The sequence below is a fragment of the Bradyrhizobium sp. 187 genome (genome assembly GCF_023101005.1).
In the GTDB taxonomy this organism is placed as follows: domain Bacteria; phylum Pseudomonadota; class Alphaproteobacteria; order Rhizobiales; family Xanthobacteraceae; genus Bradyrhizobium; species Bradyrhizobium canariense_D.
Genome location: NZ_CP064693.1, coordinates 1,385,647 through 1,411,462, shown reverse-complemented (window position 1 = coordinate 1,411,462; position 25,816 = coordinate 1,385,647). Strand labels below are relative to the sequence as shown.

General features: G+C 65.5%; 22 protein-coding genes. 8 read left to right on the top strand and 14 right to left on the bottom strand.

The window, feature by feature from the left end:
• From putA to IVB19_RS06775, 3 genes are all read left to right on the top strand, one after another.
• A complete protein-coding gene (putA, locus tag IVB19_RS06785; protein ID WP_018453672.1) occupies positions 1 to 3,000 on the top strand; it encodes a bifunctional proline dehydrogenase/L-glutamate gamma-semialdehyde dehydrogenase PutA in 3,000 nt (999 codons plus the stop codon).
• 113 nt (positions 3,001 to 3,113) lie between these two features.
• Entirely contained in the window at positions 3,114 to 4,319 is a 1,206-nt protein-coding gene (locus IVB19_RS06780) for a CaiB/BaiF CoA transferase family protein (RefSeq protein WP_018453671.1), read from the top strand.
• 192 nt (positions 4,320 to 4,511) lie between these two features.
• Positions 4,512 to 5,159, top strand: a complete 648-nt coding sequence (locus tag IVB19_RS06775) for a glutathione S-transferase family protein (protein ID WP_018453670.1) — start codon at positions 4,512 to 4,514, stop codon at positions 5,157 to 5,159.
• An 8-nt stretch (positions 5,160 to 5,167) separates the two neighbouring features.
• Here the strand turns inward: IVB19_RS06775 and IVB19_RS06770 are convergent, their stop codons facing one another.
• The 6 genes from IVB19_RS06770 to IVB19_RS06745 form a co-directional block, all read right to left on the bottom strand.
• The gene (locus IVB19_RS06770) at positions 5,168 to 5,332 is read right to left on the bottom strand and encodes a hypothetical protein (RefSeq protein WP_007596528.1); all 165 of its coding nucleotides are present in this window, start codon (positions 5,330 to 5,332) and stop codon (positions 5,168 to 5,170) included.
• A gap of 27 nt (positions 5,333 to 5,359) precedes the next feature.
• Complete coding sequence (locus IVB19_RS06765; protein WP_247296117.1) at positions 5,360 to 6,907, bottom strand: hypothetical protein; 1,548 nt, start codon at positions 6,905 to 6,907, stop codon at positions 5,360 to 5,362.
• Between the two features lie 93 nt (positions 6,908 to 7,000).
• Complete coding sequence (locus IVB19_RS06760) at positions 7,001 to 7,975, bottom strand: hypothetical protein (RefSeq protein WP_018453668.1); 975 nt, start codon at positions 7,973 to 7,975, stop codon at positions 7,001 to 7,003.
• Between the two features lie 269 nt (positions 7,976 to 8,244).
• Positions 8,245 to 8,742: a TPM domain-containing protein gene (locus IVB19_RS06755; RefSeq protein WP_247821167.1), complete on the bottom strand. Its 498-nt coding sequence runs from the start codon at positions 8,740 to 8,742 to the stop codon at positions 8,245 to 8,247.
• Between the two features lie 3 nt (positions 8,743 to 8,745).
• Entirely contained in the window at positions 8,746 to 9,654 is a 909-nt protein-coding gene (locus IVB19_RS06750) for a TPM domain-containing protein (RefSeq protein WP_085349575.1), read from the bottom strand.
• A gap of 132 nt (positions 9,655 to 9,786) precedes the next feature.
• Positions 9,787 to 10,395: a LemA family protein gene (locus tag IVB19_RS06745; protein WP_018453665.1), complete on the bottom strand. Its 609-nt coding sequence runs from the start codon at positions 10,393 to 10,395 to the stop codon at positions 9,787 to 9,789.
• A gap of 184 nt (positions 10,396 to 10,579) precedes the next feature.
• Here IVB19_RS06745 and IVB19_RS06740 point away from each other — a divergent pair, with 184 nt between their 5' ends.
• The 3 genes from IVB19_RS06740 to IVB19_RS06730 are packed head-to-tail and all read left to right on the top strand — an operon-like array spanning position 10,580 to position 13,799.
• Positions 10,580 to 11,434, top strand: coding sequence for an enoyl-CoA hydratase (locus IVB19_RS06740; RefSeq protein ID WP_204512297.1), 855 nt, complete (start codon positions 10,580 to 10,582; stop codon positions 11,432 to 11,434).
• A gap of 4 nt (positions 11,435 to 11,438) precedes the next feature.
• Positions 11,439 to 12,587, top strand: a complete 1,149-nt coding sequence (locus IVB19_RS06735) for an acyl-CoA dehydrogenase family protein (RefSeq protein WP_085360485.1) — start codon at positions 11,439 to 11,441, stop codon at positions 12,585 to 12,587.
• Positions 12,588 to 12,602: 15 nt separating this feature from the next.
• Entirely contained in the window at positions 12,603 to 13,799 is a 1,197-nt protein-coding gene (locus tag IVB19_RS06730) for an acyl-CoA dehydrogenase family protein (RefSeq protein WP_204512298.1), read from the top strand.
• A 107-nt stretch (positions 13,800 to 13,906) separates the two neighbouring features.
• Here IVB19_RS06730 and IVB19_RS06725 read toward each other — a convergent pair whose 3' ends face one another.
• The 4 genes from IVB19_RS06725 to IVB19_RS06710 all read right to left on the bottom strand — a co-directional run bounded on the left by IVB19_RS06725 (position 13,907) and on the right by IVB19_RS06710 (position 19,514).
• Complete coding sequence (locus tag IVB19_RS06725) at positions 13,907 to 16,231, bottom strand: xanthine dehydrogenase family protein molybdopterin-binding subunit (protein WP_085349579.1); 2,325 nt, start codon at positions 16,229 to 16,231, stop codon at positions 13,907 to 13,909.
• 124 nt (positions 16,232 to 16,355) lie between these two features.
• Positions 16,356 to 17,441: a S1C family serine protease gene (locus IVB19_RS06720; RefSeq protein ID WP_018453660.1), complete on the bottom strand. Its 1,086-nt coding sequence runs from the start codon at positions 17,439 to 17,441 to the stop codon at positions 16,356 to 16,358.
• A 168-nt stretch (positions 17,442 to 17,609) separates the two neighbouring features.
• Positions 17,610 to 18,485, bottom strand: a complete 876-nt coding sequence (locus tag IVB19_RS06715) for a dihydrodipicolinate synthase family protein (protein WP_018453659.1) — start codon at positions 18,483 to 18,485, stop codon at positions 17,610 to 17,612.
• A 63-nt stretch (positions 18,486 to 18,548) separates the two neighbouring features.
• Positions 18,549 to 19,514: a VOC family protein gene (locus IVB19_RS06710; protein WP_085349580.1), complete on the bottom strand. Its 966-nt coding sequence runs from the start codon at positions 19,512 to 19,514 to the stop codon at positions 18,549 to 18,551.
• A gap of 201 nt (positions 19,515 to 19,715) precedes the next feature.
• On the opposite strand from IVB19_RS06710, the gene IVB19_RS06705 reads away from it, so the two are divergent.
• Both IVB19_RS06705 and IVB19_RS06700 read left to right on the top strand, forming a co-directional pair.
• Complete coding sequence (locus IVB19_RS06705) at positions 19,716 to 20,582, top strand: S1C family serine protease (RefSeq protein ID WP_018453657.1); 867 nt, start codon at positions 19,716 to 19,718, stop codon at positions 20,580 to 20,582.
• Positions 20,579 to 20,950, top strand: a complete 372-nt coding sequence (locus IVB19_RS06700) for a response regulator transcription factor (protein WP_007614569.1) — start codon at positions 20,579 to 20,581, stop codon at positions 20,948 to 20,950. Before IVB19_RS06705 ends, IVB19_RS06700 begins: the two co-directional genes overlap by 4 nt.
• Here IVB19_RS06700 and IVB19_RS06695 read toward each other — a convergent pair.
• The 4 genes from IVB19_RS06695 to IVB19_RS06680 form a co-directional block, all read right to left on the bottom strand.
• Positions 20,947 to 22,020, bottom strand: coding sequence for a sensor histidine kinase (locus IVB19_RS06695; RefSeq protein WP_018453655.1), 1,074 nt, complete (start codon positions 22,018 to 22,020; stop codon positions 20,947 to 20,949). The two genes, IVB19_RS06700 and IVB19_RS06695, sit on opposite strands and share 4 nt — an antisense overlap.
• On the bottom strand, positions 22,007 to 22,699 hold the full coding sequence (locus tag IVB19_RS06690) for a response regulator transcription factor (RefSeq protein ID WP_018453654.1): 693 nt from the start codon (positions 22,697 to 22,699) through the stop codon (positions 22,007 to 22,009). Before IVB19_RS06690 ends, IVB19_RS06695 begins: the two co-directional genes overlap by 14 nt.
• 97 nt (positions 22,700 to 22,796) lie before the next feature.
• Complete coding sequence (locus IVB19_RS06685) at positions 22,797 to 23,264, bottom strand: hypothetical protein (protein WP_085349581.1); 468 nt, start codon at positions 23,262 to 23,264, stop codon at positions 22,797 to 22,799.
• 190 nt (positions 23,265 to 23,454) lie between these two features.
• Positions 23,455 to 25,791, bottom strand: a complete 2,337-nt coding sequence (locus tag IVB19_RS06680; RefSeq protein WP_247296124.1) for a Tex family protein — start codon at positions 25,789 to 25,791, stop codon at positions 23,455 to 23,457.
• Positions 25,792 to 25,816: the final 25 nt, after the last annotated feature.

Sequence of the window (25,816 nt, the reverse complement as noted above, 5' to 3'; positions counted from 1 at the left end):
ATGCCGAACATTCCGCCTCCCTTCTCCGCCGCCTACGCGCCCGATGACGCCGATATCGCCGCGCGCCTTTTGCCATCTGTGCATCTCGGCCCGCCGCAGGAGGCGCGGATCGATCGCACCGCGACGCGGCTGATCGAAGCCATCCGCAAGCGCGACGACCGGCTTGGTGGAGTCGAGGATATGCTGCGGGAATTTGCGCTCTCGACCAAGGAAGGGCTGGCCTTGATGGTGCTGGCCGAGGCCCTGTTGCGCGTGCCGGACGCGCGCACCGCCGACCAGTTCATCGAGGACAAGCTCGGCGAGGGCGACTTCATCCACCACGAGACCAAGTCCACCGCCTTCCTGGTCAACGCCTCGGCCTGGGCATTGGGCCTCTCGGCGCGGGTGATCCAGCCCGGCGAGACGCCCGATGGCACCATCGGCCGGCTGGTGAAGCGGCTGGGCGCACCCGCCGTGCGCACCGCCACGCGCCAGGCGATGCGGCTGATGGGAAATCATTTCGTGCTGGGGGAGACCATCGCGCAGGCCTTGGAGCGGGCCCGGCCGCGCTCCGGCGAGAGGCAGCGCTATTCCTTCGACATGCTCGGCGAAGGCGCCCGCACCGCCACCGACGCAAGGCGATATTTCGACGCCTATGCCAGCGCGATTCTGACTATCGGCAAGGCGGCGGGCAGCCATCCCCTGCCCGATCGGCCCGGCATCTCCGTCAAGCTGTCGGCGCTGCATCCGCGCTTCGAGGCAATCAGCCGCGACGGTGTGATGGCCGAGCTGGTGCCGCAACTGCTGGACCTGGCGCAGCGCGCCAAGGTCCATGATCTCAACTTCACCGTCGACGCCGAGGAAGCCGACCGGCTGGAATTGTCCCTCGACGTGATTGCGGCAACGCTCGCCGATCCCTCGCTTGCCGGTTGGGACGGATTTGGCCTCGCGATCCAGGCCTATCAGAAGCGCGCCGGCGACGTGATCGACTATGTCGATGCGCTCGCCCGGGCGCACGACCGCAAGCTGATGGTGCGGCTGGTCAAGGGCGCCTATTGGGACACCGAGATCAAGCGCGCGCAGGAGCGCGGGCTCGACGGCTATCCCGTGTTCACCCGCAAGGCGATGACGGATCTGAACTACGTCGCCTGCGCTCAAAAGCTGTTGAGTCTGCGGCCACGCATCTTCCCGCAATTCGCCACCCATAACGCGCTGAGCGTCGCGACCGTGCTGGAGCTTGCCGGTGCGAACGGCGGCTTCGAATTCCAGCGCCTGCACGGCATGGGCGAGGCGCTCTACGAGCAGCTCGCCAAGGATCACCCGGACATCGCCTACCGCACCTACGCCCCGGTCGGCAGCCATCGCGACCTGCTCGCCTATCTGGTGCGGCGACTGTTGGAGAACGGCGCCAACTCCTCCTTCGTGGCGCAAGCGTCCGATTATCGCGTGCCGGTTACGGCGCTGTTGCAGCGCCCGGCGGATGCCATCGTCCGGCCGCAGCACGCGGCCCATCCCAAGATTCCGTTGCCGGGCGACCTGTTCGCGCCCGAGCGGCGCAATTCGCGCGGCGTCGAATTCGGCGCGCGCGCCGCGCTCGACCGGTTGCTGACGGAGGTCAAAGCCGAGACGATCGACCTCAAGCCGATCGCGGACGCAACGCCGGATCAGGCCAATGCGGCAGTGGCTGCGGCGCGCGCCGGCTTTGCCGCCTGGAGCCGGACACCCGCAGCCACGCGCGCGGCGGCGCTGGAGCAGGCCGCGCATCTTCTGGAGAACCGCGCGCCCCATTTCATAGCGCTGCTGCAACGCGAGGGCGGCAAGACGCTCGACGATGCGCTGTCGGAGCTGCGCGAGGCCACCGACTTCTGCCGCTATTATGCCGCGCAGGGTCGCAAGCTGTTCGGCAACGATGTGGCGATGCCGGGCCCGACCGGCGAGAGCAATGCGCTGGCCATGCGCGGCCGCGGCGTCTTCGTGGCAATCTCGCCATGGAATTTTCCGCTGGCGATCTTCCTCGGCCAGGTCACGGCGGCGCTGATGGCCGGCAACAGCGTGGTGGCCAAGCCCGCAGAGCAGACCCCGCGCATCGCGGTCGAGGCGGTGCGGCTGCTGCACGAGGCCGGCATCCCCGCAAGCGCATTGCACCTCGTCACTGGCGACGGCCGCATCGGCGCCGCACTGGCCGCGCACCCCGATATCGGTGGAATCGTCTTCACCGGATCGACCGAGGTCGCGCGCAGCATCAACCGGGCGCTGGCAGCCAAGGACGGGCCGATCGTGCCGCTGATCGCGGAGACCGGCGGCATCAACACCATGATCGCGGATGCGACCGCGTTGCCAGAGCAGGTCGCGGACGACGTCGTCACCTCGGCGTTTCGTTCCGCCGGCCAGCGCTGCTCGGCGCTGCGGCTGCTGTTCGTGCAGGAGGACGTAGCCGACCGCATGATCGAGATGATCGCGGGCGCGGCGCGCGAGTTGAAGATCGGCGATCCAAGCGACGTCGCGACCCATATCGGGCCGGTGATCGATGTCGAGGCCAAGCAGCGCCTCGATGCGCACATCGCACGCATGAAGAGAGAGGCGCGGCTGCACTTTGCCGGCACCGCGCCGGAGGGCTGCTTCGTGGCGCCGCACATCTTCGAGCTTGGGGATGCCGGCCAGCTCACCGAGGAGGTGTTCGGCCCGATCCTCCACGTCGTGCGCTATCGTGCGGAAAATCTCGAACGCGTCCTGCAAGCGATCGAGCGCACCGGCTACGGGCTGACGCTCGGCATCCACTCCCGCATTGACGATACGATCGAGGCGATCGTCGACCGCGTCCAGATCGGCAACATCTACGTCAACCGCAACATGATCGGTGCCGTGGTTGGCGTGCAGCCGTTCGGCGGCAACGGCCTGTCCGGAACCGGCCCGAAAGCCGGCGGCCCGCACTACCTCGCGCGCTTTGCGACCGAGCAGACCGTGACGATCAACACCGCAGCAGCCGGCGGCAATGCTGCCCTGCTCGCAGGGGATGAGTGAGGCGCGGCGAGGAGCGTTGCATCCCGCCGAAACATCGGTCTAATGCTGCCGTGACGTGGCCCTCGCCAATTCCAGCGCGCGGGATACAACACGAGTGAGGGAGCAACGCCGCAATGGAAAAGGGCATTTTTGCAGGGCTCAAGGTGCTGGATTGCGCGAGTTTCATCGCAGCACCAGCGGCCGCGACCGTGCTGTCGGATTTCGGCGCCGAAGTCGTCAAGATCGAGCCGCCCGGCGCCGGCGATCCCTACCGCAATCTGCCCAACATTCCGGGCTATCCGACCAGCGAGCACAATTTCGCCTGGCTGCTGGAGGCCCGCAACAAGAAGAGCATCGCGCTCGACCTCGCAAAGCCCGAGGCGCAGGCCGTGCTCTACAAGCTGGTCGAAGAGGCCGACGTCTTCATCACCAACATGCCGCCGCCGGTGCGCACCAAGCTCGGCATCACCTATGACCATCTCGCCCATCTCAATGATCGCCTGATCTACGCCTCGTTCACCGGTTATGGCGAGAAAGGCGAAGAGGCCAACAAGCCCGGCTTCGACAGCAACGCCTATTGGGCGCGCTCCGGCCTGATGGACCTCGTCCGCGCCGACACCGACACGACGCCAGCCCGCTCGGTCGCCGGCATGGGCGACCATCCCTGCGCCATGGCATTCTACGGCGCGATCGTCACCGCGCTGTACCAGCGCGAGAAGACCGGCAAGGGCTCGCACGTCGCCTCCAATCTGATGGCGAACGGCGTGTGGGCTGCGAGCGTGCTGGCGCAGGCAAAGCTCTGCGGCGCCAAGTTCGCCGAGCGGCGGCCGCGCGAACGCGCGTTGAACGCGGTCGCCAACCACTACCAGTGCAAGGACGGCCGCTGGCTGATCCTGTCACTGCTGAGCGAAGAGAAACAGTTTCCGACGCTGGCCAGGTGTCTCGGCCGCGAAGATCTCATCACCGACCCGCGCTTTGCCACCAAGCCCGACCGCCACGCCCGCTCCGTCGAGCTGATCAAGATCTTTGACGAGACCTTTGCGACCAAGGATCTCGCCGAATGGCGCAAGATCCTCGACGGCAACGGTCTCGTGTTCGGCATCGTCGGCATCCTGGACGACATCCCGAACGACAAGCAGATGCTTGACAACGAAGTTCTAGTGCCATTCGAAAACGACACCATGCTCACCATCTCCAGCCCGATCTGGATCGACGGCGCCAAGAAAGTGCAGCCGCGCAAGCCGCCCGACGTCGGCGAGCACAGTGACGAAATTTTGCGCGGCGCGGGATACGATGACGCCGCGATCAAGCAGCTGCGGTCGCAGGGGGCTGTGGGGTAAGGAGCCGACAGCGGTCATACATCCACGCTGTCGTCCCGGCGAAGGCCGGGACCCATATCCCAGAGAGGAAGAGGTCGAACGAAGCTGATAACTCCAAATCTTCGCCAAACTGCGTTCGGTGGTTATGGGTCCCGGCCTTCGCCGGGACGACGACGTAGATCGCTTCAACAATCACAGTCATCGCGAGGTCCCATGCCCAGCTACCGCCTGCACTACTTCCCCGAATCCGGCAACAGCTACAAGCTGGGGCTGATGCTGACGCTTTGCGGCGAGAGGTTCGAGCCGGTCTGGACCGATTTTGGCGGCGGCGTCACGCGCACGCCGGAATGGCGCAAGAGCGTGAACGAGATGGGTGAGATTCCCGTGCTCGAAGTCGACGGTGTGAAGATGACGCAGACCGCGCCTCTCCTGCTCAAGCTTGCCGAGCAGCACGGGCGTTTCGGCGCCGAGACCGAGGAGGAAAAGTTCGAGCTGCTGCGCTGGCTGTTCTGGGACAACCACAAGCTCACCGGCTACATGGCGACCTACCGCTTCATGCGCGCCTTCACGCAAAGCAACGATCCGCAGGTGCTGAAACATTTTCGCAGGCGGCTCGAAGACTTTCTCGGCATTCTCGACGGTCATCTCCAGCACAACGAATTCGCGATCGGAACCAGGCCGACCGTCGCCGATATCTCGATGATGGCCTATCTGCATTATCCGAGCGACGAGCACGGCTTCGACTTCGCGGAAAGCTATCCCGCCATTCACGCCTGGCTTGGCCGCATGGCCACACTGCCCGGCTGGCAGCCGGCCTACGAGCTGCTGCCCGGCAAGCGGATGACGAATTACGCGAAGTGAGGGCGCGGCTACTTCAGCGCCAGCCAGCCGAGCGTGAACAGGATTCCGCCGATGATGACGACGACCGCGACCGCCCAGGTGCTGACGCGGATGCTGCCGGTAACCTGCTTGGCCTCTTCATTCTGCGCGATCTCGCGATTGCGCTCCTTGTTGGCTTCGCTGGAGTCCGTCATGGGTCATCCAAACCGGTTCGAGACAGCCTAACGCGTCTTGATGAAGCACATGCCGATGCGGCGCGAAGCCGCGGCAGCCTGACAGGTCAATCCTTTAGCACAGCTCCATGACGTAAAACTCCTGTCGGTCGATCGCGATCCCGCATTTTCCAGGGAACAATGCGCGCCCCAGCCGTCCTGATATTCGGTCCCCGCCAGCTCAGTGCTGCCGCGGGTCTGCGGCCGGCTGGCAAATCCACGTGAGAAATCAGGACGTTTGCCTGCGGCCATCGCGGTCAGGATGTCACGGCGGCGGACCTGGTCGCCAAGAAAATGCGGCGAGGCCGGCACGATGGTCAAGTTGGACGGCTTGTCCGCAAGCCAATCAACGCCCGGGAAGTGAAAGCCGCCGATGCCGCGGGTCTGGTGGCAGCCGGCGCAGGTGACGTCATTGAGGCGGCGCTGGAAGCCCGCGACCGAGCGGACGTTCTGGATGTCCCCGCGCGCAGCAGCTTGCTTCAACGCACCAACCACATCGTTGTCGGAGAAGACCGGCTCGCCCTGTCCCTCTCCGTTGCGCTCCCCTTGCACCATCCCGAACTCCGGCTGCAACGGAGAAGCATCGAGGCCGGCTGGCGTCGGCACGATTGCAGCCTTGGCCAGGAATTTCTCGGGGATCAGCACCGTACCGCGATCGAAGTCGCGAAGATGATCGGGCGCGAGCAGCCAATCCCTGAAGTCGCGCCGGAGATCATTGTCAGCGAGAATGCGGTCGCGGTCGATCTGGTTCTCCAGCGTCGATTCCTCGAACGTCTTCGAGGCGGCGTCGTACTTGAACACCTTGAGCAGATAGTCGGAGCGGAAATCGTGCAGCGCCGATTTCGCCGCAACTGAGATCTGAATGTTGGTCTCGATGCGATCGAGCATCGCATCGTAAGGGAAGAAGTCGCTGCCGATCAGCCCCTGCCAGTCGCCATTGCCGAGCCAGCGTCGCGCGACCTCGGCGCAGGTGATCGGCTTGCCGTTCCCGTCCATCTGGCGCACGTCGCGCGCCTTCATCACCAGATTGAGCGTCATCGGCAGCCGCGTGGCTGTCCTGCCGCCATCCGGTTTGGTCTCGAAACGCACAAGACGATAGATCAGCCTGATCTCGCCGCAGGAGTCTTCCGAGACATAGGCCCGGTCCATGCGGTTGACGATGCCGGCCAGCACGAAACGGGTGTCGCGGGATTTCAGATTGGCGCGATCGAACAATTGTACGTCGAAGCCCTCGCCGACGCCGATGGTCTCGGTCGGATATGCCGCCTTCTGCTGGGCGACGTAGCGATCGATCTCCGCCTCGATCGCGGGAGGAATCTCCTTGAGCTGCGACAACCACGAAAACATCAGATCGGTCGTCAGCGGAAAGTTCGCGTTCCGCTCCGGCCACAACAGGCGCGAGATCGTGAGCGCATCGTGCTGGTCGAGCTCGCGCAGGAGATCGGGATCGGTGATCGCCGTGCCGCGTGCCAGTTGCGCGTTCTCCGCGGCCAACAACGACACGATGCCGCCGAAAAATACGGCGGCGGCAACGAGAATTCGCAAGGCGCGGCTCATGCCTCAGGTAACACCGCGCAGGGACGGCTATTCAAGCAAAAAGGCGCTTCACATCGTGGTGAAGCGCCTTTTCGGAAATCGGATATGGGCCGCTCAGCGCGCGACGATCAGCCCCTTGCTGGTGACGACGACCCAGCGGCCGTCCTGACGGCGGATCGCATCGACACGGCCAACCCCTGGGATGGGGTCACCGGCATACACCTCGTAGAGGCCACCGCGGCCCTCGACCAGTGCGCCGCCGTTGGAGACGTCGCGCAGCACCCAGCCTTCGACCGTCGGCAACCGGCCGACCTCGGTCTTGGGTGCGACGGGAGCCGGCGCAGCTGCGGCGGTTGCAACCTGGGTCGGTGCGATCGAACCAGTGGTCTCCTTGGCGGGCACGGCGGCTGCGGCCTGGACGGGCGCCGCGGGCGGGGTGGCGCGGAGCTTGTCGACCGTCTCGGACAGCTTTGCGATCTTGGCCATTGGCTCGGCCTGCGCCTTCTCGAGCTTGTCGAGGCGGTCGTTGGTCCGGTTGAACTGGCCGAGGCCGGTCTTGGAGGTATGCTCGACGTTGGCTTTGAGCGCGACGACATCGGCATCAATCCGGGCGACCGAGGATTCCAGCGCGCTGGTGTCGGCAACCTGTGCCGGCGCGGAGCTTGCGAAGTGCATCATCCCTGCGGTCGCGAGCGCGCCGCTGATGGCGCCGACACTGGCTGCAATCGCCACTACCGCGGCCATCGCCGACAGGCGGCGCGCGCCGCCGCTCTCGCGCGGCTCGTCCGCCTTCACATGCGGCGCAAACTCCTCACGGTCCCAGGACCGCTCTGCGGGTGCCATGACGATGAGCTTGCCGGGCTTTGGCTCGGACTTGGTCTCGGCTTTGGGCTCAACCTGGGCCTCGAACTTCGGCACCTCGATCCGCGGCGGCTCAATCTCGATCGGATCAGGCTTGGGCGGCGCCTCGTGGTCAGGGGCAATCGAAGGGGCCTCGATTCCCGCAGACTCGACGGCCTGCGGCGCGGTCGCGGCGGCTTCGACGACGCTCGTCTGCTCACCGGTCGTTTGGGCAGCCTGCTCAGCCATTGGTTCGCTCACAGCTCAAATACTCCACTCTGGATTGACCTTTTGGTAACTTTCATTGCTTGCGAAATCCTTACTTCGGGACCCGCTTACCGAAATTTTAGGGAGTCATCCGGGGCCGAATTGGGCCGGGAACGTGGAACCGGTGTGGCGGGTATGAAGCAATTTGTAACCGGGCGAAGATGAACGGCCGCGCAACGGACAGGGTCTGCCGCCCCCACGTGGTCAACGACGGGCGTGGATGACGCCCGCTCTGTCCACATCACTGTCCGTCACATCAGCACCGGTGGATCCGGCAGCTCGTTGGGGTGCGGGCCGCTTGACGGAAAGTGCTTTGTCAGCTCCCGGGACACCGCCTCGATGCCGCCGATCACGCCGCGCTCGAACTGCCCCGACCTGAACTCGACTTCCATGGCGCGGCAGATGCTCTCCCAACGCTCGCCACCAACCTTCGCATCGATACCGCGGTCGGCGATGATCTCGACATCGCGGTCGGCGAGCAGGAGATAGATCAGGACACCATTGTTGTGCGCGGTGTCCCAGATGCGCAGTTGCGAGAACACGTCAAGCGCGCGCTCGCGCGTCGGCTGGTTGCGAAACAGCGGGCCGCCGTCGAGCGCGCCTTCCACCACGAAGCGGAGCTGGCCGGAATGGCTGGCTTCGCCGCGCTTGATCGCCTGCTCGATGCGGCCGAGCACGCCCTTCGGGAACACCTGCTTGGCACGCCAATGGTGCTGGAGCAGATGCCGGGTGATGCGCCTGATGCTCATGACCTACCAGCTCCCCGAGGCGCCGCCGCCGCCAAAACTGCCGCCACCACCGCTGAAGCCGCCGCTCGACGACGACCCGCTGCTCCAGCCGCCGGATGACGAGCCGCTCGACCACGAGCCACGACGCGAGGACCCCGTGCCCGATCCCGCCCCAAACAGATCGGCGATAAACGTCAGGACAGCGCCGAGCACACCGACGCCCAGTCCGATGACCGCTGAGCCGATCACGAACCAGGCGAGGACACCAACGATCGCTCCCGTTATTCCCGAACCGAACAGCCGCCCGAACATGGAGCGCAGGATGCCTCCGATGACCAGCGGGCCGAACAGCAGGAAGTAGAAAAGCGGCTCGACGTCGTTCCAATCGCCGAAATTCACGCTGCGCGAGGGCGTCGGCAGCGGCTCGCCGTCGATGACGCGGATCATGCGGTCGACGCCCGCCGTGATGCCGCCGGCGAAATCGCCGCTCCTGAATTTCGGCGTGATGGCTTCATCGATGATGCGCCGCGACGTGACGTCGGTGAGCGCGCCCTCGAGGCCGTAACCGACCTCGATGCGCAAATGCCGGTCGTTCTTGGCCACAACGAGGATGGCGCCGTCGTCGACCTTCTTGCGTCCGATCTTCCAGGCCTCCGCGACGCGGATCGCGAATTGCTCGATGGTCTCCGGGTCCGTCGTCGGCACGATCAGGACGGCGATCTGGCTGCCCTTGCGCATCTCGAAGTCCTGCAGCTTTTGCGACAGCGCGGCGATGTCGCCGCTGGAGAGCGTGCCGGTCTGATCGACCACGCGGCCGGTCAGTTGCGGCACGGCGACATCGGCTGAGGCGGGGAGCGCAAAGGTGAACAGGAGCGCGAAGACGAGGACGAATGCTGAGAAGCCCAAAACGGCACGCCACAACATCGTTGTCATCGCCCGCGAAGGCGGGCGATCCAGTATTCCAGAGGCAGCAGTGATTGAACCGTGAAGCCGCGGCGTACTGGATTCCCCGCTTTCGCGGGGAATGACGGTGGTGGGTGGGGCATGCATCGGGGTCGAAGGCACTTACTTCGACGGCGCGGGCGCCGGATTGAAATCGACCTTCGGCGCGGTCGAGATTTCCTTCTCGTTCGCGACCGTGAAGTTCGGCTTTTCCTTGTAGCCGAACATCATCGCCGTGACGTTGCTCGGGAACGAACGGATGGTGACGTTATAGTCCTGCACCGCCTTGATGTAGCGGTTGCGCGCCACCGTGATGCGGTTCTCGGTGCCTTCGAGCTGCGACATCAAATCCTTGAACAGCGCATCCGACTTGAGCTGGGGGTAGTTCTCGGTGACCACGAGCAGCCGCGACAGCGCGCCGGAGAGTTCGCCCTGGGCGGCCTGGAATTTCTGGAATGCGGCGGGATCGTTCAGCACCTCGGGCGTCGCCTGGATGCTGCCGACCTTGGCGCGGGCATTGGTGACGCCGAGCAGCACGTCCTTCTCCTGCTGCGCAAAACCCTTCACCGAGTTGACGAGGTTGGGCACGAGATCGGCGCGACGCTGATACTGGTTCACGACCTCGGACCAATTGGCCTTGATCTGCTCGTCCTCGCTCTGGATCGCGTTATAGCCGCAATTGGTGAGGCTCAACGAGGCCAGCGCCGCCAGCACGGTCAGGATCTTGCGCATCAAATTTCTCCCGGTGGAATCGGGCGCAAGCTACCAGATTGCGCGCGCGAGATGCCAGACATCTTGCGTCCCGGCCGTGGCCTGTGAAAAGCAGCCGATGTACGCAAGCCTCTTGCTTAATCCTGGCTGTAATAGTCAACTTGAGGGAACAATAATGCCAGGTCGGGAACGCCAGGGGAACGCGATGAGCTCGTTCGAGACCATCCTCGTGGAGAGGCCGGAGCCGGCGATTGCCCGGGTCGTGATGAACCGGCCCGACGCGCGCAACGCGCAGAACCTGCAAATGACCTACGATCTCAACGCCGCCTTCGACGAGGCGGTGCAGGACGACGCGGTCAAGGTGATCATTCTCGCCGGCAATGGTCCGCACTTCTCCTCAGGCCATGACCTGCGACCCGGCAGCAAGAATGAAGCGGGCGTGGATTTTCCGCCGATCGGAAATTGGGGCGGCTTCGCCGAAGCAAACGCCCATGGCCGCTTCGCGCGCGAGCAGGAGATCTATCTCCAGATCACCCGGCGCTGGCGCAACCTCGCCAAGCCGACCATTGCAGAGGTTCACGGCAAGTGCATCGCCGGCGGCCTGATGCTGGCCTGGGCCTGCGATCTCATCATCGCGAGTGGCGATGCGCAGTTCTGCGATCCCGTGGTCACCATGGGTGTCTGCGGCGTCGAATGGTTCGTGCATCCCTGGGAGCTCGGCCCGCGCAAGGCCAAGGAATTTCTGTTCACGGCCGACGCATGGAGCGCGCAGGAGGCGCATCAACTCGGGATGGTCAACCGGGTCGTGCCGCGCGCAGAGCTGTCATCCGCCGTGCTGGCGCTGGCGCGCAAAATCGCGTCAAAACCGTCCTTTGCGCTGAAGCTGACCAAGGAAGCCGTGAATCGTTCGGTTGACGTGATGGGCCAACCGGCTGCAATCGACCAGGCCTTTGCGCTGCATCAGCTCTGTCACGCGCATAATCTTCAGGAATTCGGCATGATCGTCGATCCATCGGGCCTACACCCCTCCGTCCGCAAGCCGCCGGCCGCCGCGGAGTAGACGGATGGATCTCAATCTCAGCGACGAGCAACGCCTGCTGCGCGAAAGCGCGGAGCGCTTCGTGGCCGAAAGCTACGATGCCGATCACCGCCGCAAGATGGCGAACGATCCGCTCGGCTTCAGTCCGGCGGTGTGGAAACAATTCGCAGAACTGGGCTGGCTGGCGCTGCCGATCGCGGAGGAGTGTGGCGGGCTCGGCGGCAGCGCGGTCGAGATCGGCATTTTGATGGAAGCCTTCGGCCGCGGGCTTGTGTCGGAGCCGTATATCGCGTCGGTCGTGCTTGGCGCCGCGTTGATCGAGCGATGCGGCAGCATGGCGCAGAAGCAGGCCATCCTGCCGAAGATCGCGGACGGATCGTTGAAGCTCGCGCTCGCGCATTCCGAGCGCGCGGCGCGGTTCGATCTTGCCAAGGTCGCAACCACCGCCCACAGCACGGCGCAAGGCTGGCGCCTGGCCGGTCGCAAGATTGCCGTGCTCGATGGCCACGCCGCCGACGAGATCATCGTCTCCGCGCATATCCATGATCATCAGGGCTCCTCCGGCCGCATCGGCCTGTTCCTGGTGCAGGCGACAACTCCGAGTGTTGCGATCTCCGACTACGAGCGCCTCGGCGGCGGGCGGGCCTGCAACATCGAGCTGTCGGACGTGCAACTGCCGGAGGATGCCTTGCTCGGCAACGGGCATGACGCGCTGCCGGCAATCGAATGGGCTGTTGATCGCGCCATGGCTGCGCTTGGCGCCGAGGCCGTCGGCATCATGCAGGTACTGCTGGATACTACGCTGGAGTACACAAAAATCCGGAAGCAATTCGGCCGGCCGCTCGCCGCCAACCAGGTGATCCGCCACCGCCTTGCCGACATGGCGGTGCAGGTCGACGAAGCGCGCTCGATGGCGTTGCGCGCCGCGCTGAAGCTCGACGCCGATCCGGTCGAGCGCGCGCGGGCCGCGTCGGGCGCGAAGGCGAAGATCGGCAGATCTGCGCGCTTCGTCGGCGAGCAGTCGATCCAGCTTCACGGCGGCATGGGCGTCACCGAGGAGCTCGAGGTCGGCGCCTATTTCAAGCGGCTGGTCGCGTTCGACACGCTGTTCGGCGGCAGCGCCCACCATTATGGCCGCCACGCCCGGCTTGGCCGCGCCAGCGTGCCGGCCTGATACAAGGAGCGCATCATGGACCTGTCGTTCAATGCCGAGGAGCGCGCCTTCCAGGACGAGGTGCGCGGCTTCATTGCCAGAAACCTCACCGAGGAGATGAAGCGCGCGACGGCGCTGACGCCGTCGGTGTTCTCCGATCCCGATATCGGCATGGCCTGGCAGCGCACGCTGCACAAGCAAGGCTGGGGCGCGCCGGGCTGGCCGGTCGAGCATGGCGGGCCGGATTGGACCCCGGCGCAGCGCTGGATCTTCGAGACTGAAAGCGCGCGGGCCGGCGTGCCCAATGTCAATGTGATGGGCGTGAAGATGGTCGGGCCCGTCATCATCGGCTTCGGCTCGGCGGAGCAGAAGAACTTCTACCTGCCGCGCATTCTGTCCGGTGAGGATTATTGGTGCCAAGGCTATTCCGAGCCGGGCTCCGGCTCCGATCTCTCCTCGCTGAAGACGCGCGCGGTGCGCGATGGCGACGACTACGTCATCAACGGCACCAAGATCTGGACCACGCATGCCCACCACGCCAATCGCATGTTCGCGCTGGTGCGCACCAGCGACGGGCCACGGCAGCAGGACGGCATCAGCTTCATCCTGATCGACATGAAGACACCGGGCATCACGACGCGTCCTATCCTCACCATCGGCGGCGACCACGAGGTTAACCAGGTATTCTTCGACGACGTGCGCGTTCCCGTGGCGAACCGCGTCGGCGAGGAAGGCAAGGGCTGGACCTACGGCAAGTATCTGCTCGAGTTCGAGCGCGGCTCCGGCATCGCCTCGGCGAAGCTGCGCGAGGGGCTGAAGGCGATCGCGGAGCTTGCCGAGTCCGATCTGACGGGCCGCGCGATCGACAGTCCCGACATCGCGACGCGCATCTCCGAAGTCGAGGTCGACATCGACGCGCTGGAGATGACCGAGCTGCGCGTGCTGTCGGCGCTGCAGACCGGACAGAATCCCGGTGCGGTGTCGTCGATCCTGAAGCTGCGCAACAGCGAGATCCGCCAGGCCGTGACCCGGCTCGGCGCCGACGTGATCGGCCATGACGCCCTCGCGGTCGAGCCGATGCGCCCGCTCTACAAGCTCAACCACGAGCCGGCGATGCCGGAGGAGATGCTGACGGTGATGCCGGAATATCTCAACGGCCGCGCCTATACGATCTTCGGCGGCACCTCGGAGATCCAGCGCGATATTATTGCGAAGATGATGTTGGGGATCTGAGGGGCACTGGCGCTACATTCTCACTGTCGTCCCGGTCTCACTGTCGTCCCGGCGAAGGCCGGGACGACGAGTTGGATTTGTGGCGACAGCCAGCACGACAATGGCCGCTAACCGCCCACCTTCGCATCCCGGATCGCCTGCCAGATCTTCTGCGGCGTCAGGGGCGTGTTGAGCTGGGTGATGCCGAGCTCGGCGAGCGCATCCATCACGCCGTTGGTGACGCAAGGGGGGCCACCGATGGCGCCGGATTCGCCGCAGCCCTTGGCGCCGAGCGGATTGGTGCGACAGGGCGCGGAATCGTCGAGCGTCACCACGATCGGCGGAACGTCGTCGGCGCGCGGGATGCAATAGTCCTGGTAGCTCGCGGTGAGCAGCTGGCCGTCGGCATCATAGGACACCCCCTCATACAGCGCCTGGCCGATACCCTGCGCCACACCGCCATGGATCTGTCCCGTCACCAGCATCGGGTTCACCGCGACACCGACGTCGTCGACCGTGGTGTAGCGCACGACCTTGGAGACGCCGGTCTCGGGATCGATTTCGACCTCGCAGATATGGGTGCCGTTCGGCCAGCTCGGACCGTCCACCTCGCCTTCGGAATCGACGCTGAGCTTTGCGCCGCCTTCTTTCTCGGCAATGTCGAACAGGCTGATGCGGCGGTCGGTGCCGACCACGGTGAGCATGCCGCCCTGATATTCAATGTCCTCGATCGAGGTCTCCAGCACGTTCGCCGCCTTCTCGCGCGCCTTCTGGATCAGATCGTTGGATGAGACCGCGACCGCCGTGCCGCCGACGAACAGCGAACGCGAGCCGACGCTGCCGAAGCCCGTCGCCAGATCGGTGTCGCCCTGGACCACGTCGATCTTGTCCATGGGGATGCCGAGCGTGTCGGAGATCATCTGGGTGTAGGTGGTCTGCAACCCCTGCCCCATCGCCATGGTGCCGGAATGCAGGACGACGCGGCCCTGCGCGGTCGCATGCAGGCTGACCTTCTCGGTGTGGGCGCGGCCGCCGGTCCATTCGATATAGGAGGTGAGCCCGCGGCCGTAGAGCAGGCCCTTCTTCTTCGCCGCCTTCTTGCGCGCGGCAAAGCCGTCCCAATCCGCAAGCTTCACGGCACGATCGAGCATGTGCGCGAAGGCGCCGGAATCGTAAACCTGCCCTGCAGCGTTGGTGTAGGGCAGTTGCGCCGGCTTGATGTAGTTGGCTTTCCGGATCGCGCGCGGGTCCATGCCGATTTTTCGCGCGGCCGCGTCGAACAGGCGCTCGACGATGAACACGGCCTCCGGGCGGCCCGCACCGCGATAAGCGCCGACCGGCGCGGTGTGAGTCATCACCGACTTCACCTCGAAATGTACCAGCGGCAAATCGTAGACGCCGGTCTGCACGAACGGCCCCAGCACCAGCGGGATGATGTTGGCCGCGCCTGAGGAATATGCGCCGGTGCAGCCGATCGAGCTGACGCGGTAGGCCAGCACCTTGCCCTTCTCGTCGAGCGCGAAGGAAGCTGTCGAGGTAAGATCGCGGCCGTGGGTGCCACCGACGAATTCGTCGGTGCGGTCGCCGCGCCAGCGGATCTTCCTGTTCAGCTTGGTTGCGGCATAGGCGACGATGCCGTCCTCGGGATAGAGGTTGGTCTTCTGGCCAAAGCCGCCGCCGATATCGCCGACCAGCACGCGAACGCTGTCCTTCGGACGCTTCAGCACGGCCTCGGCCAGCACGTCGCGGGTCGAGGCAGGCGTCTGCGACTGCACATGCAGCAGGAGGCGGCCGGACGTCTTGTCGATCTCGGCAATGGTCGAGCGCGGCTCCATCGCCGACGGCACCAGGCGCTGGCTGACGAGATCGAGCTCGACGGTATGCGCCGCCCTGGCAAAAGCCTCGTCCACCTTGGCGGCATCGCCGTAAGCCATCGCGCCGACGATGTTGTCGGGGGCCTCCGGCCACACCACGGGCGCGCCGGGCCTGACCGCCTCGACCGGATCGACCACCGCCGGCTGCACGTCATATTCGACCACGATCGCTTCGGCCGCGCCCTGCGCGTCGGCACGCGAGGAGGCCACCACGGCGGCCACGGCCTCGCCGGCATAGCGCACGACTTCGTGCGCCAGCAGGCGGCGTGGCGGCACCGTCATCGGCTTGCCGTCGGGGCGCTTGAAGATGCTCAAGGTCGGGATGACGCCGATGTCGTCCTTGACGAGGTCGGCGCCGGTATAGACCGCGGTCACGCCGGGCATCGCCGTGGCGGCGCTGGTGTCGATCGAGACGATCTTCGCATGGGCATGCGGCGAGCGCAGCAGGTACAACCACAGCGCGCCATCTTCCGGCTTGTCGTCGATGAACTGCCCCTTCCCGGTGAGCAGTCGCTGGTCTTCCAAACGCTTGACGGGCTGCCCCGCTCCGAAACGCAAATTGCCGGGAAGAATGTTCATTCCACCATGTCCTTGAAACCCAGAAAACGACCGCGGGGGTTTTAGCCGATTTTGCGGTCGATACAACCGAGCCGCGGCACATCTGCATTGCGTGTCACGCCCGCTTTGGCCGCAGATTGCCGGGTCAGGAGCGCTCTATGTCGATGATGCCCACATTGATATCACGGGTGTCCGAATCCCGCTTTACCGTGAGGCGAACGGTCTTACCGGCACCGGCCTGCTCGAGCGCATCAGTCAGGTCGGAGAGCCGCCGCACCGGCTTGCCTTCCACCGCGGTGATGATGTCTCCGACCGTTCCAGTCGACAAGTTGACACCGCGAATCCCCGCCTGTTCCGCAGGGCTGCCGGGGGCTGTCCGGACCACGATCACCCCTTGGACGCCAAGCCGCGTCGACACATCCTCGCTGGCGGCGACGATGCCGATGCCGGGCGTCGGCACGCGGCCATTGCGAATGAGCTCGGGGACAATCCGGTTCACGACGTCCACCGGCACCGCGAAACCGATGCCTGCATTCGAGCCGGACGGCGATATGATCGCAGTCGTGACGCCGATCAGCCGGCCGGCGGAGTCCAGCAGCGGCCCGCCTGAATTGCCCGGGTTGATTGCGGCATCCGTCTGGATGACATTGGCAATCTCCCGGCCGCCATGGGTCGGAAGCCTCCGCTTGAGGGCACTGATGATGCCGCTCGTCATCGACTGATCTAGCCCGAAAGGATTGCCGATCGCAAACGCGGATTGCCCGACTTTCAGGTCGGTCGAGCTGCCGAGAGCCACCTGCGGTGGAAGCTCGCGCACGCTGCGGATCCGCAGGACCGCAAGATCGTAATTGGGGGCGGTGCCGATCAGATCAACCCGAGCCACCTCTCCCGACGCAAAGCGCACCGCGATCTCGCCGCCATTGGCCACGACATGGTTGTTCGTGACGAGATGCCCGTCGCGGTCCCAGACAAATCCCGTGCCGGAAGCGCCGCCCTGCCCCTCCTCTCCCATGACAGGAGTAGCGGCCGATCTCACCGCAACCTGGACAACCGAGGGCGACACTCGTTCGAAGATGTCGATGGTGGCCCTTTCGGCCTCGGACAGCGGACCACGTTGCTCGACGGCGCGCGCGGAGGGGGTTGTCCATGGCGCATGCTGGACCTTCACGGCAGTTACCACGAGCAGCAGGGCGGCAAAAGCCGCCGCAATGATTGCGTAGCGACGATTCATCAGTGATCACCGTGTCGTATGCTGAAGACGATCTCTCGAATGCACATGCCGGGAGGTGACAGAGCCAGCTCACGCAGCAACGTCGAAAATGAATGGAAGTTTCTCGAATCGGGCAGCTAAGGACGGTTCCGCTGCCCGTGCCGGGGCCCATTGCCGCGTGACAAACCGCTACGCCAGCTCCCGCAATGCCGCTTCTACGACCTTGCGCGCATCGGCGGTGAGAGCGGCCTGCGGCGGGACAGGATCGCCGACGTCGTACCCCTGGATGGCCAAGCCGGCCTTGATGCAGGCCGCCAGGTTGAAGCGGGCAAAAGCTTCGTTGATGCGCCACAGCCTGCGCTGGAGCGCCATCGCCTCGTCCCAGCGGCCGGCCTTGCAGAGGTCGTAGAGCGCGACGCTCTGGCGCGGAATGATGCAGGCGGGGCCCGCCATCCAGCCGAGGCCGCCGATCAGCATCACCGCGGCCGGGATATGGGCGGAGGCGGAGAACACCCGCAAGGCATCGCCGCAGCGGTTCATGATCGAGAGCAGCCGGCCGGTGTTGGTCGAGGCGTCCTTGATGTAGCCGATGCGCGGATGTTCGGCGAGGCGCGCGATGATTTCGAGGGTGAGATCGGAGCGCTGGAATTGCGGATTGGTATAGATGACGACGGGGATGTCCACGGCATCCGCGATGGCGCGGAAATAGGATTCGATCTGGGCGTCGGCGAGCGGGAAATACGCTTCCAGGATCGCCAGAATGCCGTCGGCGCCGAGCTTCTGATACGCCTTCGCCTGCGCCACCGCATCTGCCGTCGAGGTGGAGGCGACGCCCGCGACAACAGGCACACGTCCCCTTGCCGCCTCGATCGTGGTCTGCACGACCGCGGTGCGTTGGGCGGCGTTGAGATAGGCGAACTCGCCGGTCGAGCCGAGCGGGGTCAGACCGTGGACGCCCGCGCCGATCAGATCGTCGCAGAGCTTTGCGAGGACGTTCGTCCGCACCGCGCCATCGGCAGCGACGGGAGAGACGAGATAAGGGAAGACGCCGCGAAAATCGGACATGTCAGGTGTGAATCCCGGAAACTGGCTAGCGCCTGACGGTCTTACCAACGCTCGTGCCGGCGATCAAATCCTGATCAGCCGCACCCGCGTGCCCCAGGGATCGATCGCCTCAACGCCGTCCGCTAGCGCCGTGACTTTCGCGCCGCCCTTGCGCAGGCGCTCTTCCTGTGCGGCGAGCAGATCCTGCTTAGCTGTCACCAGCGAGAACCAGGCGAGCCCCGTTGTCTGATCGTCGCGTTGGCCGGCGCCCTCGCTCTGCCACACGTTTATGCCGAGATGATGATGGTAGCGTCCCGACGACAGGAACGCGGCGCCGTTGCGGCTGCGGGTCGGGTCGAGTCCGATCGTGCCGTGGTAGAAATTCTGCGCCTGCGCGAGGTCGCCGACGCGCAGATGCATGTGGCCGATGCGCATTCCGTCCGGTGCCTTGGCATAATCAGGCACGCGCGTATTGGTCAGCGACAGCAGGTCGGGAATGTCGAGCTCGTCGGCCGCCATCTTCACGCTGCCTTCGCTCCACTGCCATTGCGAGGGATCGCGGTCGGCATAGACCTCGATGCCGTTACCTTCGGGATCGTCGAGATAGACGGATTCGCTGACGAGATGATCGGCAAAGCCCGACAGCGGCACGCGATGCGAAGCGGCTGCTACCAGCCAGCGGGCCAAGTCCTTGCGGGTCGGCATCAGGAAGGCGGTGTGATAGAGGCCGGCGGCGTTGCGCGGCTCGATCTCGGCATCAGGACGGGCCTCCAGCACCAGCAGCGCGATGCCGGCCGTGCCGAGCTTGGCGGCGCTCGCCGAGCGTTCCATCACGGTGAGCCCGATCACGTCGCGGTAGTAGTTCGCAACCTTGTCGAGATTCTTCACCCGGAGCGTCACCATGCCGACGCGCATCGGCGTGCGGCTGGCATAGGTCGGACCGCCGCCCTGCGGTGTGCCCTCGGCGCGCGCCGCGCCCGCAGCCGCCATTGCGAGCGAGCTGGCGCCGGCGAGTTGAAGCAGGGTGCGGCGGGTAAGGTCGATGGTCATCAATCAGGGCTCGCAAAAAGGCTTGAGGCCGTACGGCACAAGGTCGAGCCGATTGCTACACGTTCCCGTGAGCGGCTCCAATCACATGTTCGTCGGCCGTGCTCTTACGGACCAGCTTCCCTGCTTATTTCCTGGCCATGCGGCCAGTTACGCGATCGCCCGCGACATCCCAGATTGAGGACAGCTTTACAGGAGCCTGCCATGACCGACTCAACTCCCCTGACTTCGCTGTCGTCCGCGCTCGCGGATATGGTGTCCCGCACCGCGCCGTCCGTCGTCGCCGTCCATTCGCATCGTTCCCGCGCCACCGGCTTCGTCTGGAAACCCGGCCTGATCGTCACCGCCGACGAGGCGCTGGCCGACGAGGGCGACGTCGAGATCGGCCTCCCCGACGGCAGCACCGCGGCCGCCACGATCGCCGGCCGCGACCATACGACGGATATCGCACTGCTGCGCGCCGATACGGCGATTGCCCCGGTCAAGCTGGCCACAATTGTGCCGCCCCTTGGCGCGTTGTCGGTCGTCGTCGCCACCAACCGCGATACGCCGAGCGCCGCGCTCGCGATGGTGTCGCAGTCCGGCAAGAGCTGGCGCTCCCTGCGCGGCGGCGACATCGACGCGCGGATCGAGCTCGACGTCCGCTTGCGCTCCAGCCAGCAGGGCGGCCTCGCGCTCGACGCATCGGGCGAAGCCTTCGGCATGGCCGTGCTCGGCCCGAGGCGTGTGCTGGTGATCCCGACAGCGACGATCGAGCGGGTCGCGGCCCAGTTAGAGGCGCGCGGCCGCATCGCACGCGGATATCTCGGCCTCGGGCTGCAGCCGGTCCGGCTCGACGACGGCGTCGGCGCGATGGTGATGAATGTCGACAAGGCCGGCCCTTCGGCGGCGGCCGGCATCCGCCAGGGCGACGTCATCGTCGCGGTCAACGACCAGAAGCTGTCCGGCGTGCGCGCGCTGTCGCGGACGCTGGGTCCGGCGAGCGTGGGCGCGGTGGTCGATATCGCGGCGCGCCGCGGCGGCGAGCCGGTCAGCTTCAAGGTCACGATCGGCGAGAGGCCGGCGGCGTGAGCGAGGACATCGCGCCCGAGATCGTGTTGGCTTTGGAGATCGACGATCCCGCCCTCGCCGATCGCCTGGCTGCTCTGCTCGGCAATATCGCCGGGCTTCGCCTCGCCGAACCCGGCGAGAAAGCCGCCGCGACGATTGTCACTCGCGATCCGCGCATCATGCCTGAGGACATTGCGCTGACGCAACGTGAGCTCGACGTGCTGGCGTTGATGGCGGAAGGCGGCTCCAACAAGATGATCGCGCGTCAGCTCGGCATTTCCGTCCACACGGTGAAATTCCATGTCGGCTCGCTGCTCGACAAGCTCGACGCTACCGGCCGCACCGATGCGGTGGCACATGCGGCCCGCCGCGGCGTGATCGAGCTCTAGGTCGGGTGCGGCGGGAAGCTGAGCTGGACCGTCAGGCCCGGCGCGTTGTCGTGCAGGGCAATCTCGGCACCATGGAGGCGAGCGACCGCGGCGACCAGGCTTAAGCCAAGGCCGTTACCCGGGGTGTAGCGGCTCTGCTCGAGCCGGTAGAAGCGTTTGAACACGTGATCGCGCTGATCCGCCGGAATGCCCGGGCCGTCGTCGGCGATCGCGATCGTCGCACCGCCGTCGGTGCTGCTGCAGGTGACGGTCACCTGCCCGCCTTTGCAGCCGTGCTTGATCGCGTTGTCGACGAGATTGGCGATAGCGTCGAACAGCAGGTCGCGATCGCCAATAATCGCCACCTCGCGATCGCCGCCGAGGCTGAGCCGCGTCGCAACCTGTTCGGCGGCGGCATCGTAGAGCTCGACGACCTCGCCGGCGATTTCGGCGAGATTGAGGGTGCGAAACGCACTACGGCGGGCGCGGGTCTCGATCTCCGAGATGCGCGTGATGGAGGCGAACATGCCGAGCACGGCGTCGAGATCGGCGATGGTGTCACCGATCAGCGCCGCGTCGGCCTCGCCATTGCGCGAGGCGTGATAAGCCTTTTCCAGCCGACCCCGCATGCGCGTCAGCGGCGTACGCAAATCATGGGCGACGTTGTCGCTGACCTGCTTGACCTCTCCCATCAAAGTCTCGATGCGGTCGAGCATCTGGTTGAGGTTTTCGGCGACCCGGTCCCATTCGTCGTGACTGCCGCGCAAGGGAATGCGCTGGTCGAGGCCCGACATCATGATGGCGCGGCTGGTGGCGTTGATCTCCTCGATCCGCCCGACCGTGCGGCGCGTCACCAGCACCGCGGCGAGCCCGGCGAGCACCAGCATCAGCACGGCGACAGCGGCCATTGCGAGCTCGATCATCGCGGTGAAGCCGCTGTGGTCGCCGGCATCGCCGACACGGCTCTGCACATAGGCGATCGTGCCGAAATAGACATAGGCCATGATCGCCGCGACGATCAGCCCGAACGCCGCGATCGCGATCAGCGCAAGGCGGAAGGTCGAGGAGCGGAGCGTTTTAGCCAGGAGCACGGAGACAATATCCGATGCCGCGGATGGTGTGGATCAGCGGATAGGCCTGGGCATCATCGACCTTGCGACGGACGCGTCCGACATAGACGTCGATGATGTTGGTGGAGGGATCGAAATGCAGATCCCAGACATGCTGGAGCAGCATCGCACGCGAGACGACGCGGCCCTCGTTGCGGACCAGATATTCGAGTAATTGGAATTCCCGCGGCAACAGCGGAATCTTCCGGCCGCGGCGGCTCGCGCTGCGTGCGATCAGGTCGATGGCGAGATCGCCGACCCGCAGGATCGTCTCCTTGGCGACGGTGTCGCTGCGCCGGCCGAGTGCCTCCAGCCGCGCCAGCAATTCGGTGAAGGAGAACGGCTTGACGAGATAATCGTCGCCGCCGGCCCGCAAGCCGCGCACGCGGTCGTCGACCTCGCCAAGTGCGGAAATGATTAGGAACGGCGCGGCGATGCCGTCGTCGCGCAACTGGCGCATCACGCTGATGCCGTCGATATCGGGCAGCATGCGGTCGATGGTGATCACGGCATAGTCGCGCGCGGCGCCATGGCTGAGTGCTTCGCGCCCGGTGGCGGCGAGATCGACGTCGTAGCCGGAAGTCGTCAGCTCCTCGACGAGCTGGCCTGCGGTTTCCGCGTCGTCCTCGACGACCAGAATGCGGCGGTGAGCTCCGGTCATGACAAACTCCGCGCGACGATCGCCACCAGACTATCCCGTTCCGGGGCTGAGCGGAACCGTCCGATGACGATCGCGACAATGGTGCGGTACGGCGATGCTAGTACCAAGAGTCTCCGCACACATTGACCCATTGCCACCCATAGGGCGTCAAGCTCCTGCGCCAGCAGCCGTCATAGTAGCCGGCATAGATGAAAGGTGCTCCGAAGAAGAAGCGATGGTGTTGCCGGAAGAAGGCATGGCGGCCGATGAAGGGCCTGCCGTGCCAGCCGGAGCCAGCGAAGCGCGGCCCGATCGCCGCATGCGCGAAACGTGCACCGCCAAAGCCCGGGCCGCCGAAACGGGCGCCGCCCATGCCGCCGACGCGCATACCACCGAAGCCACCGGTGTGCATGCCGCCGCCGAAGCCTCCCGTGTGCATGCCGCCGCCACCGAAATGCCCACCACCGCCGAATCCGCCATGACCGCCACCGCCACCGCCACCGCCTCTGGCAAGCACCGGTGAAGCGAGCGCCATCACCGCTGCGATCGTCACCGCGGTGAGGCCTTTGAGAATCCTGTTGTCCATCGAAGCATCCTCCGTGCTGCGCGACAATATTCTGCCGCGCGAGGAGGATCAGATGAGAGGAAGGGACAGGCGCCTTCAACTTACAAACGCGCCAGATTCTGACGCGGAAGTTAGGGAGACGCTGCTCTCTCACTCGCTCGCCCCGTTCTTGCGGGGAGAGGGTGGGGTGAGAGCGGGGAGAGGTTAGAAGCTACGCCCGCTTGCCGCCGTTTTTCTCGGCCGCGCGGCGCAGCGCTTCGGCGAGCGCACCGCCGCCGGAAGACTCCTGCTGGCGCGGGGCCGACGACGTCATGCGGGACGGGTTACGTGAGCTGTTATCCCGCTGCATGCCGGGCGCGTCCTTCTTGGCGCCGACCTCGTCGTCGAGCCGTAGTGTCAACGAGATACGCTTGCGCGCGACCTCGAAGTCTAGCACCTTCACTTTGACGATGTCGCCGGGCTTCACCACTTCACGCGGATCCTTGATGTAGGTCTTGGACATCGCCGAGATGTGCACGAGGCCGTCCTGGTGCACGCCGATATCGACGAAGGCGCCGAACGCCGCGACGTTGGTTACGGTGCCCTCGAGGATCATGCCCTTCTTGAGGTGCTTGATCTCCTCGACGCCGTCCATGAACACAGCTGCCTTGAAGGCCGGACGCGGGTCGCGACCGGGCTTCTCGAGCTCGCGCAGGATGTCGGTGACGGTCGGCAGACCAAACGTCTCGTCCACGAAGTCTTTCGGCTTCAGCGTGCGAACGATGTCGCTGCTGCCGATCAGCGCCTTGATGTCGCTCTTGGTGGCGCTGAGAATCCGGCGCACCACCGGATAGGCTTCCGGATGCACACCGGAGGCGTCGAGCGGGTCCTCGCCGCCGAGGATGCGCAGGAAGCCCGCGCACTGCTCGAACGCCTTGGGGCCGAGCCGCGGCACGTCCTTCAACGCCTTGCGCGACTTGAACGGCCCGTTGGCGTCGCGGTGTGCCACGATGCTCGAGGCGAGGCCGGAGCCGACGCCCGACACGCGCGCGAGCAGCGGAGCGGACGCGGTGTTGACGTCGACGCCGACGGCGTTCACGCAGTCTTCGACCACGGCGTCGAGGGATTTGGCGAGCTTGGCCTGGCCTAGGTCGTGCTGGTACTGGCCGACGCCGATCGCCTTGGGTTCGATCTTGACGAGCTCGGCGAGAGGATCCTGGAGCCGCCGCGCGATTGACACCGCGCCGCGCAGGGTGACGTCGAGGCCCGGCAACTCCTCCGAGGCGAACGCCGAGGCCGAATAAACCGACGCGCCGGCTTCCGACACCACGATCTTGGTCATCTTCAAGTCGGGCAGGCCCTTGACGAGGTCGGCCGCGAGCTTGTCGGTCTCGCGCGAGGCGGTGCCGTTGCCGATCGCGATCAGCTCGACACGATGTTTCAGCGCGAGCTTGCCGAGGATCGCAAGCGCCTCGTTCCACTGCCGCTGCGGCTCGTGCGGATAGATCACGGCGGTATCCACCACCTTGCCGGTCGCGTCGGTGACGGCGACCTTGACCCCGGTGCGGAAGCCGGGATCGAGACCCATGGTGACGCGGGTGCCGGCGGGCGCCGCGAGCAGCAAGTCGCGCAGATTCGAGGCGAACACGCGCACGGCCTCTGTCTCGGCCGCATTCCACAGCCGCATGCGCAGGTCGATGTTGAGATGCACCTGGATCTTGGTGCGCCAGGCCCAGCGCACGGTATCGATCATCCAGCGGTCGCCGGCGCGCTTAAGGTCGGCGATGCCGAACCGCTTCATGATCTTCAGTTCATAGACGCTCGGCACGCCGGGCGGCGATGGTTCGGCCTCGGCCTGGATCTGGAGATCGAGGATTTCTTCTTTCTCGCCGCGGAACATTGCGAGGATTCGGTGCGAGGGCAGCTTGGTCAGCGGCTCGGAGAACTCGAAATAGTCGGCAAACTTTTCGCCCTCGGTTTTCTTGCCGTCGCGCACCTTGGAGGTCATGCGCGCATTAGTCCACACCTCCTCGCGAAGCGCGCCGATCAGGTCGGCGTCTTCGTCGAAGCGCTCGACCAGGATGGCGCGGGCGCCATCGAGTGCCGCAGCGGCATCGGCAACGCCCTTCTCGGGATTGACGAAGGCTTCAGCGACCACCTTCGGATCGTTGTTGGGCTCGGCCATGAGCTGAAAGGCGAGCGGCTCGAGCCCGGCTTCCTTGGCGATCTCGGCCTTGGTGCGGCGCTTCGGCTTAAACGGCAGATAGATGTCTTCGAGGCGCGCCTTGCTGTCGGCAGCGAGAATGGAGGCCTCCAGCGCGGCATCGAGCTTGCCCTGCTCGCGGACCGATTCGAGGATGGCCTTGCGGCGGTCCTCGAGCTCGCGCAGGTAACCCAGGCGCTCCTCCAGCGTGCGCAATTGTGCGTCGTCGAGCGCACCGGTCGCTTCCTTGCGGTAGCGGGCGATGAAGGGAACCGTGGCGCCGCCGTCGAGCAGCGCCACTGTCGCCTCGACCTGCTCCGCCCGAACCCCAAGCTCCTGCGCAATTTTCTGGTTGATATTTACCACGCGAGAACCCCTCTATCCAAGCACG

Bases quoted from the DNA above. Each gene is read 5' to 3' on its own strand.
- IVB19_RS06780 (WP_018453671.1), top strand. From the start codon at position 3,114: ATGGAAAAGGGCATTTTTGCAGGGCTCAAGGTGCTGGATTGCGCGAGT.
- IVB19_RS06730 (WP_204512298.1), top strand. From the start codon at position 12,603: ATGGACCTGTCGTTCAATGCCGAGGAGCGCGCCTTCCAGGACGAGGTG.
- IVB19_RS06715 (WP_018453659.1), bottom strand. From the start codon at position 18,485: ATGTCCGATTTTCGCGGCGTCTTCCCTTATCTCGTCTCTCCCGTCGCT.
- IVB19_RS06750 (WP_085349575.1), bottom strand. From the start codon at position 9,654: ATGACAACGATGTTGTGGCGTGCCGTTTTGGGCTTCTCAGCATTCGTC.
- IVB19_RS06735 (WP_085360485.1), top strand. From the start codon at position 11,439: ATGGATCTCAATCTCAGCGACGAGCAACGCCTGCTGCGCGAAAGCGCG.
- IVB19_RS06740 (WP_204512297.1), top strand. From the start codon at position 10,580: ATGAGCTCGTTCGAGACCATCCTCGTGGAGAGGCCGGAGCCGGCGATT.
- IVB19_RS06690 (WP_018453654.1), bottom strand. From the start codon at position 22,699: ATGACCGGAGCTCACCGCCGCATTCTGGTCGTCGAGGACGACGCGGAA.
- IVB19_RS06775 (WP_018453670.1), top strand. From the start codon at position 4,512: ATGCCCAGCTACCGCCTGCACTACTTCCCCGAATCCGGCAACAGCTAC.
- IVB19_RS06745 (WP_018453665.1), bottom strand. From the start codon at position 10,395: ATGCGCAAGATCCTGACCGTGCTGGCGGCGCTGGCCTCGTTGAGCCTC.
- putA (WP_018453672.1), top strand. From the start codon at position 1: ATGCCGAACATTCCGCCTCCCTTCTCCGCCGCCTACGCGCCCGATGAC.
- IVB19_RS06725 (WP_085349579.1), bottom strand. From the start codon at position 16,231: ATGAACATTCTTCCCGGCAATTTGCGTTTCGGAGCGGGGCAGCCCGTC.
- IVB19_RS06705 (WP_018453657.1), top strand. From the start codon at position 19,716: ATGACCGACTCAACTCCCCTGACTTCGCTGTCGTCCGCGCTCGCGGAT.
- IVB19_RS06710 (WP_085349580.1), bottom strand. From the start codon at position 19,514: ATGACCATCGACCTTACCCGCCGCACCCTGCTTCAACTCGCCGGCGCC.
- IVB19_RS06720 (WP_018453660.1), bottom strand. From the start codon at position 17,441: ATGAATCGTCGCTACGCAATCATTGCGGCGGCTTTTGCCGCCCTGCTG.
- IVB19_RS06770 (WP_007596528.1), bottom strand. From the start codon at position 5,332: ATGACGGACTCCAGCGAAGCCAACAAGGAGCGCAATCGCGAGATCGCG.
- IVB19_RS06760 (WP_018453668.1), bottom strand. From the start codon at position 7,975: ATGGCTGAGCAGGCTGCCCAAACGACCGGTGAGCAGACGAGCGTCGTC.
- IVB19_RS06755 (WP_247821167.1), bottom strand. From the start codon at position 8,742: ATGAGCATCAGGCGCATCACCCGGCATCTGCTCCAGCACCATTGGCGT.
- IVB19_RS06765 (WP_247296117.1), bottom strand. From the start codon at position 6,907: ATGAGCCGCGCCTTGCGAATTCTCGTTGCCGCCGCCGTATTTTTCGGC.
- IVB19_RS06685 (WP_085349581.1), bottom strand. From the start codon at position 23,264: ATGGACAACAGGATTCTCAAAGGCCTCACCGCGGTGACGATCGCAGCG.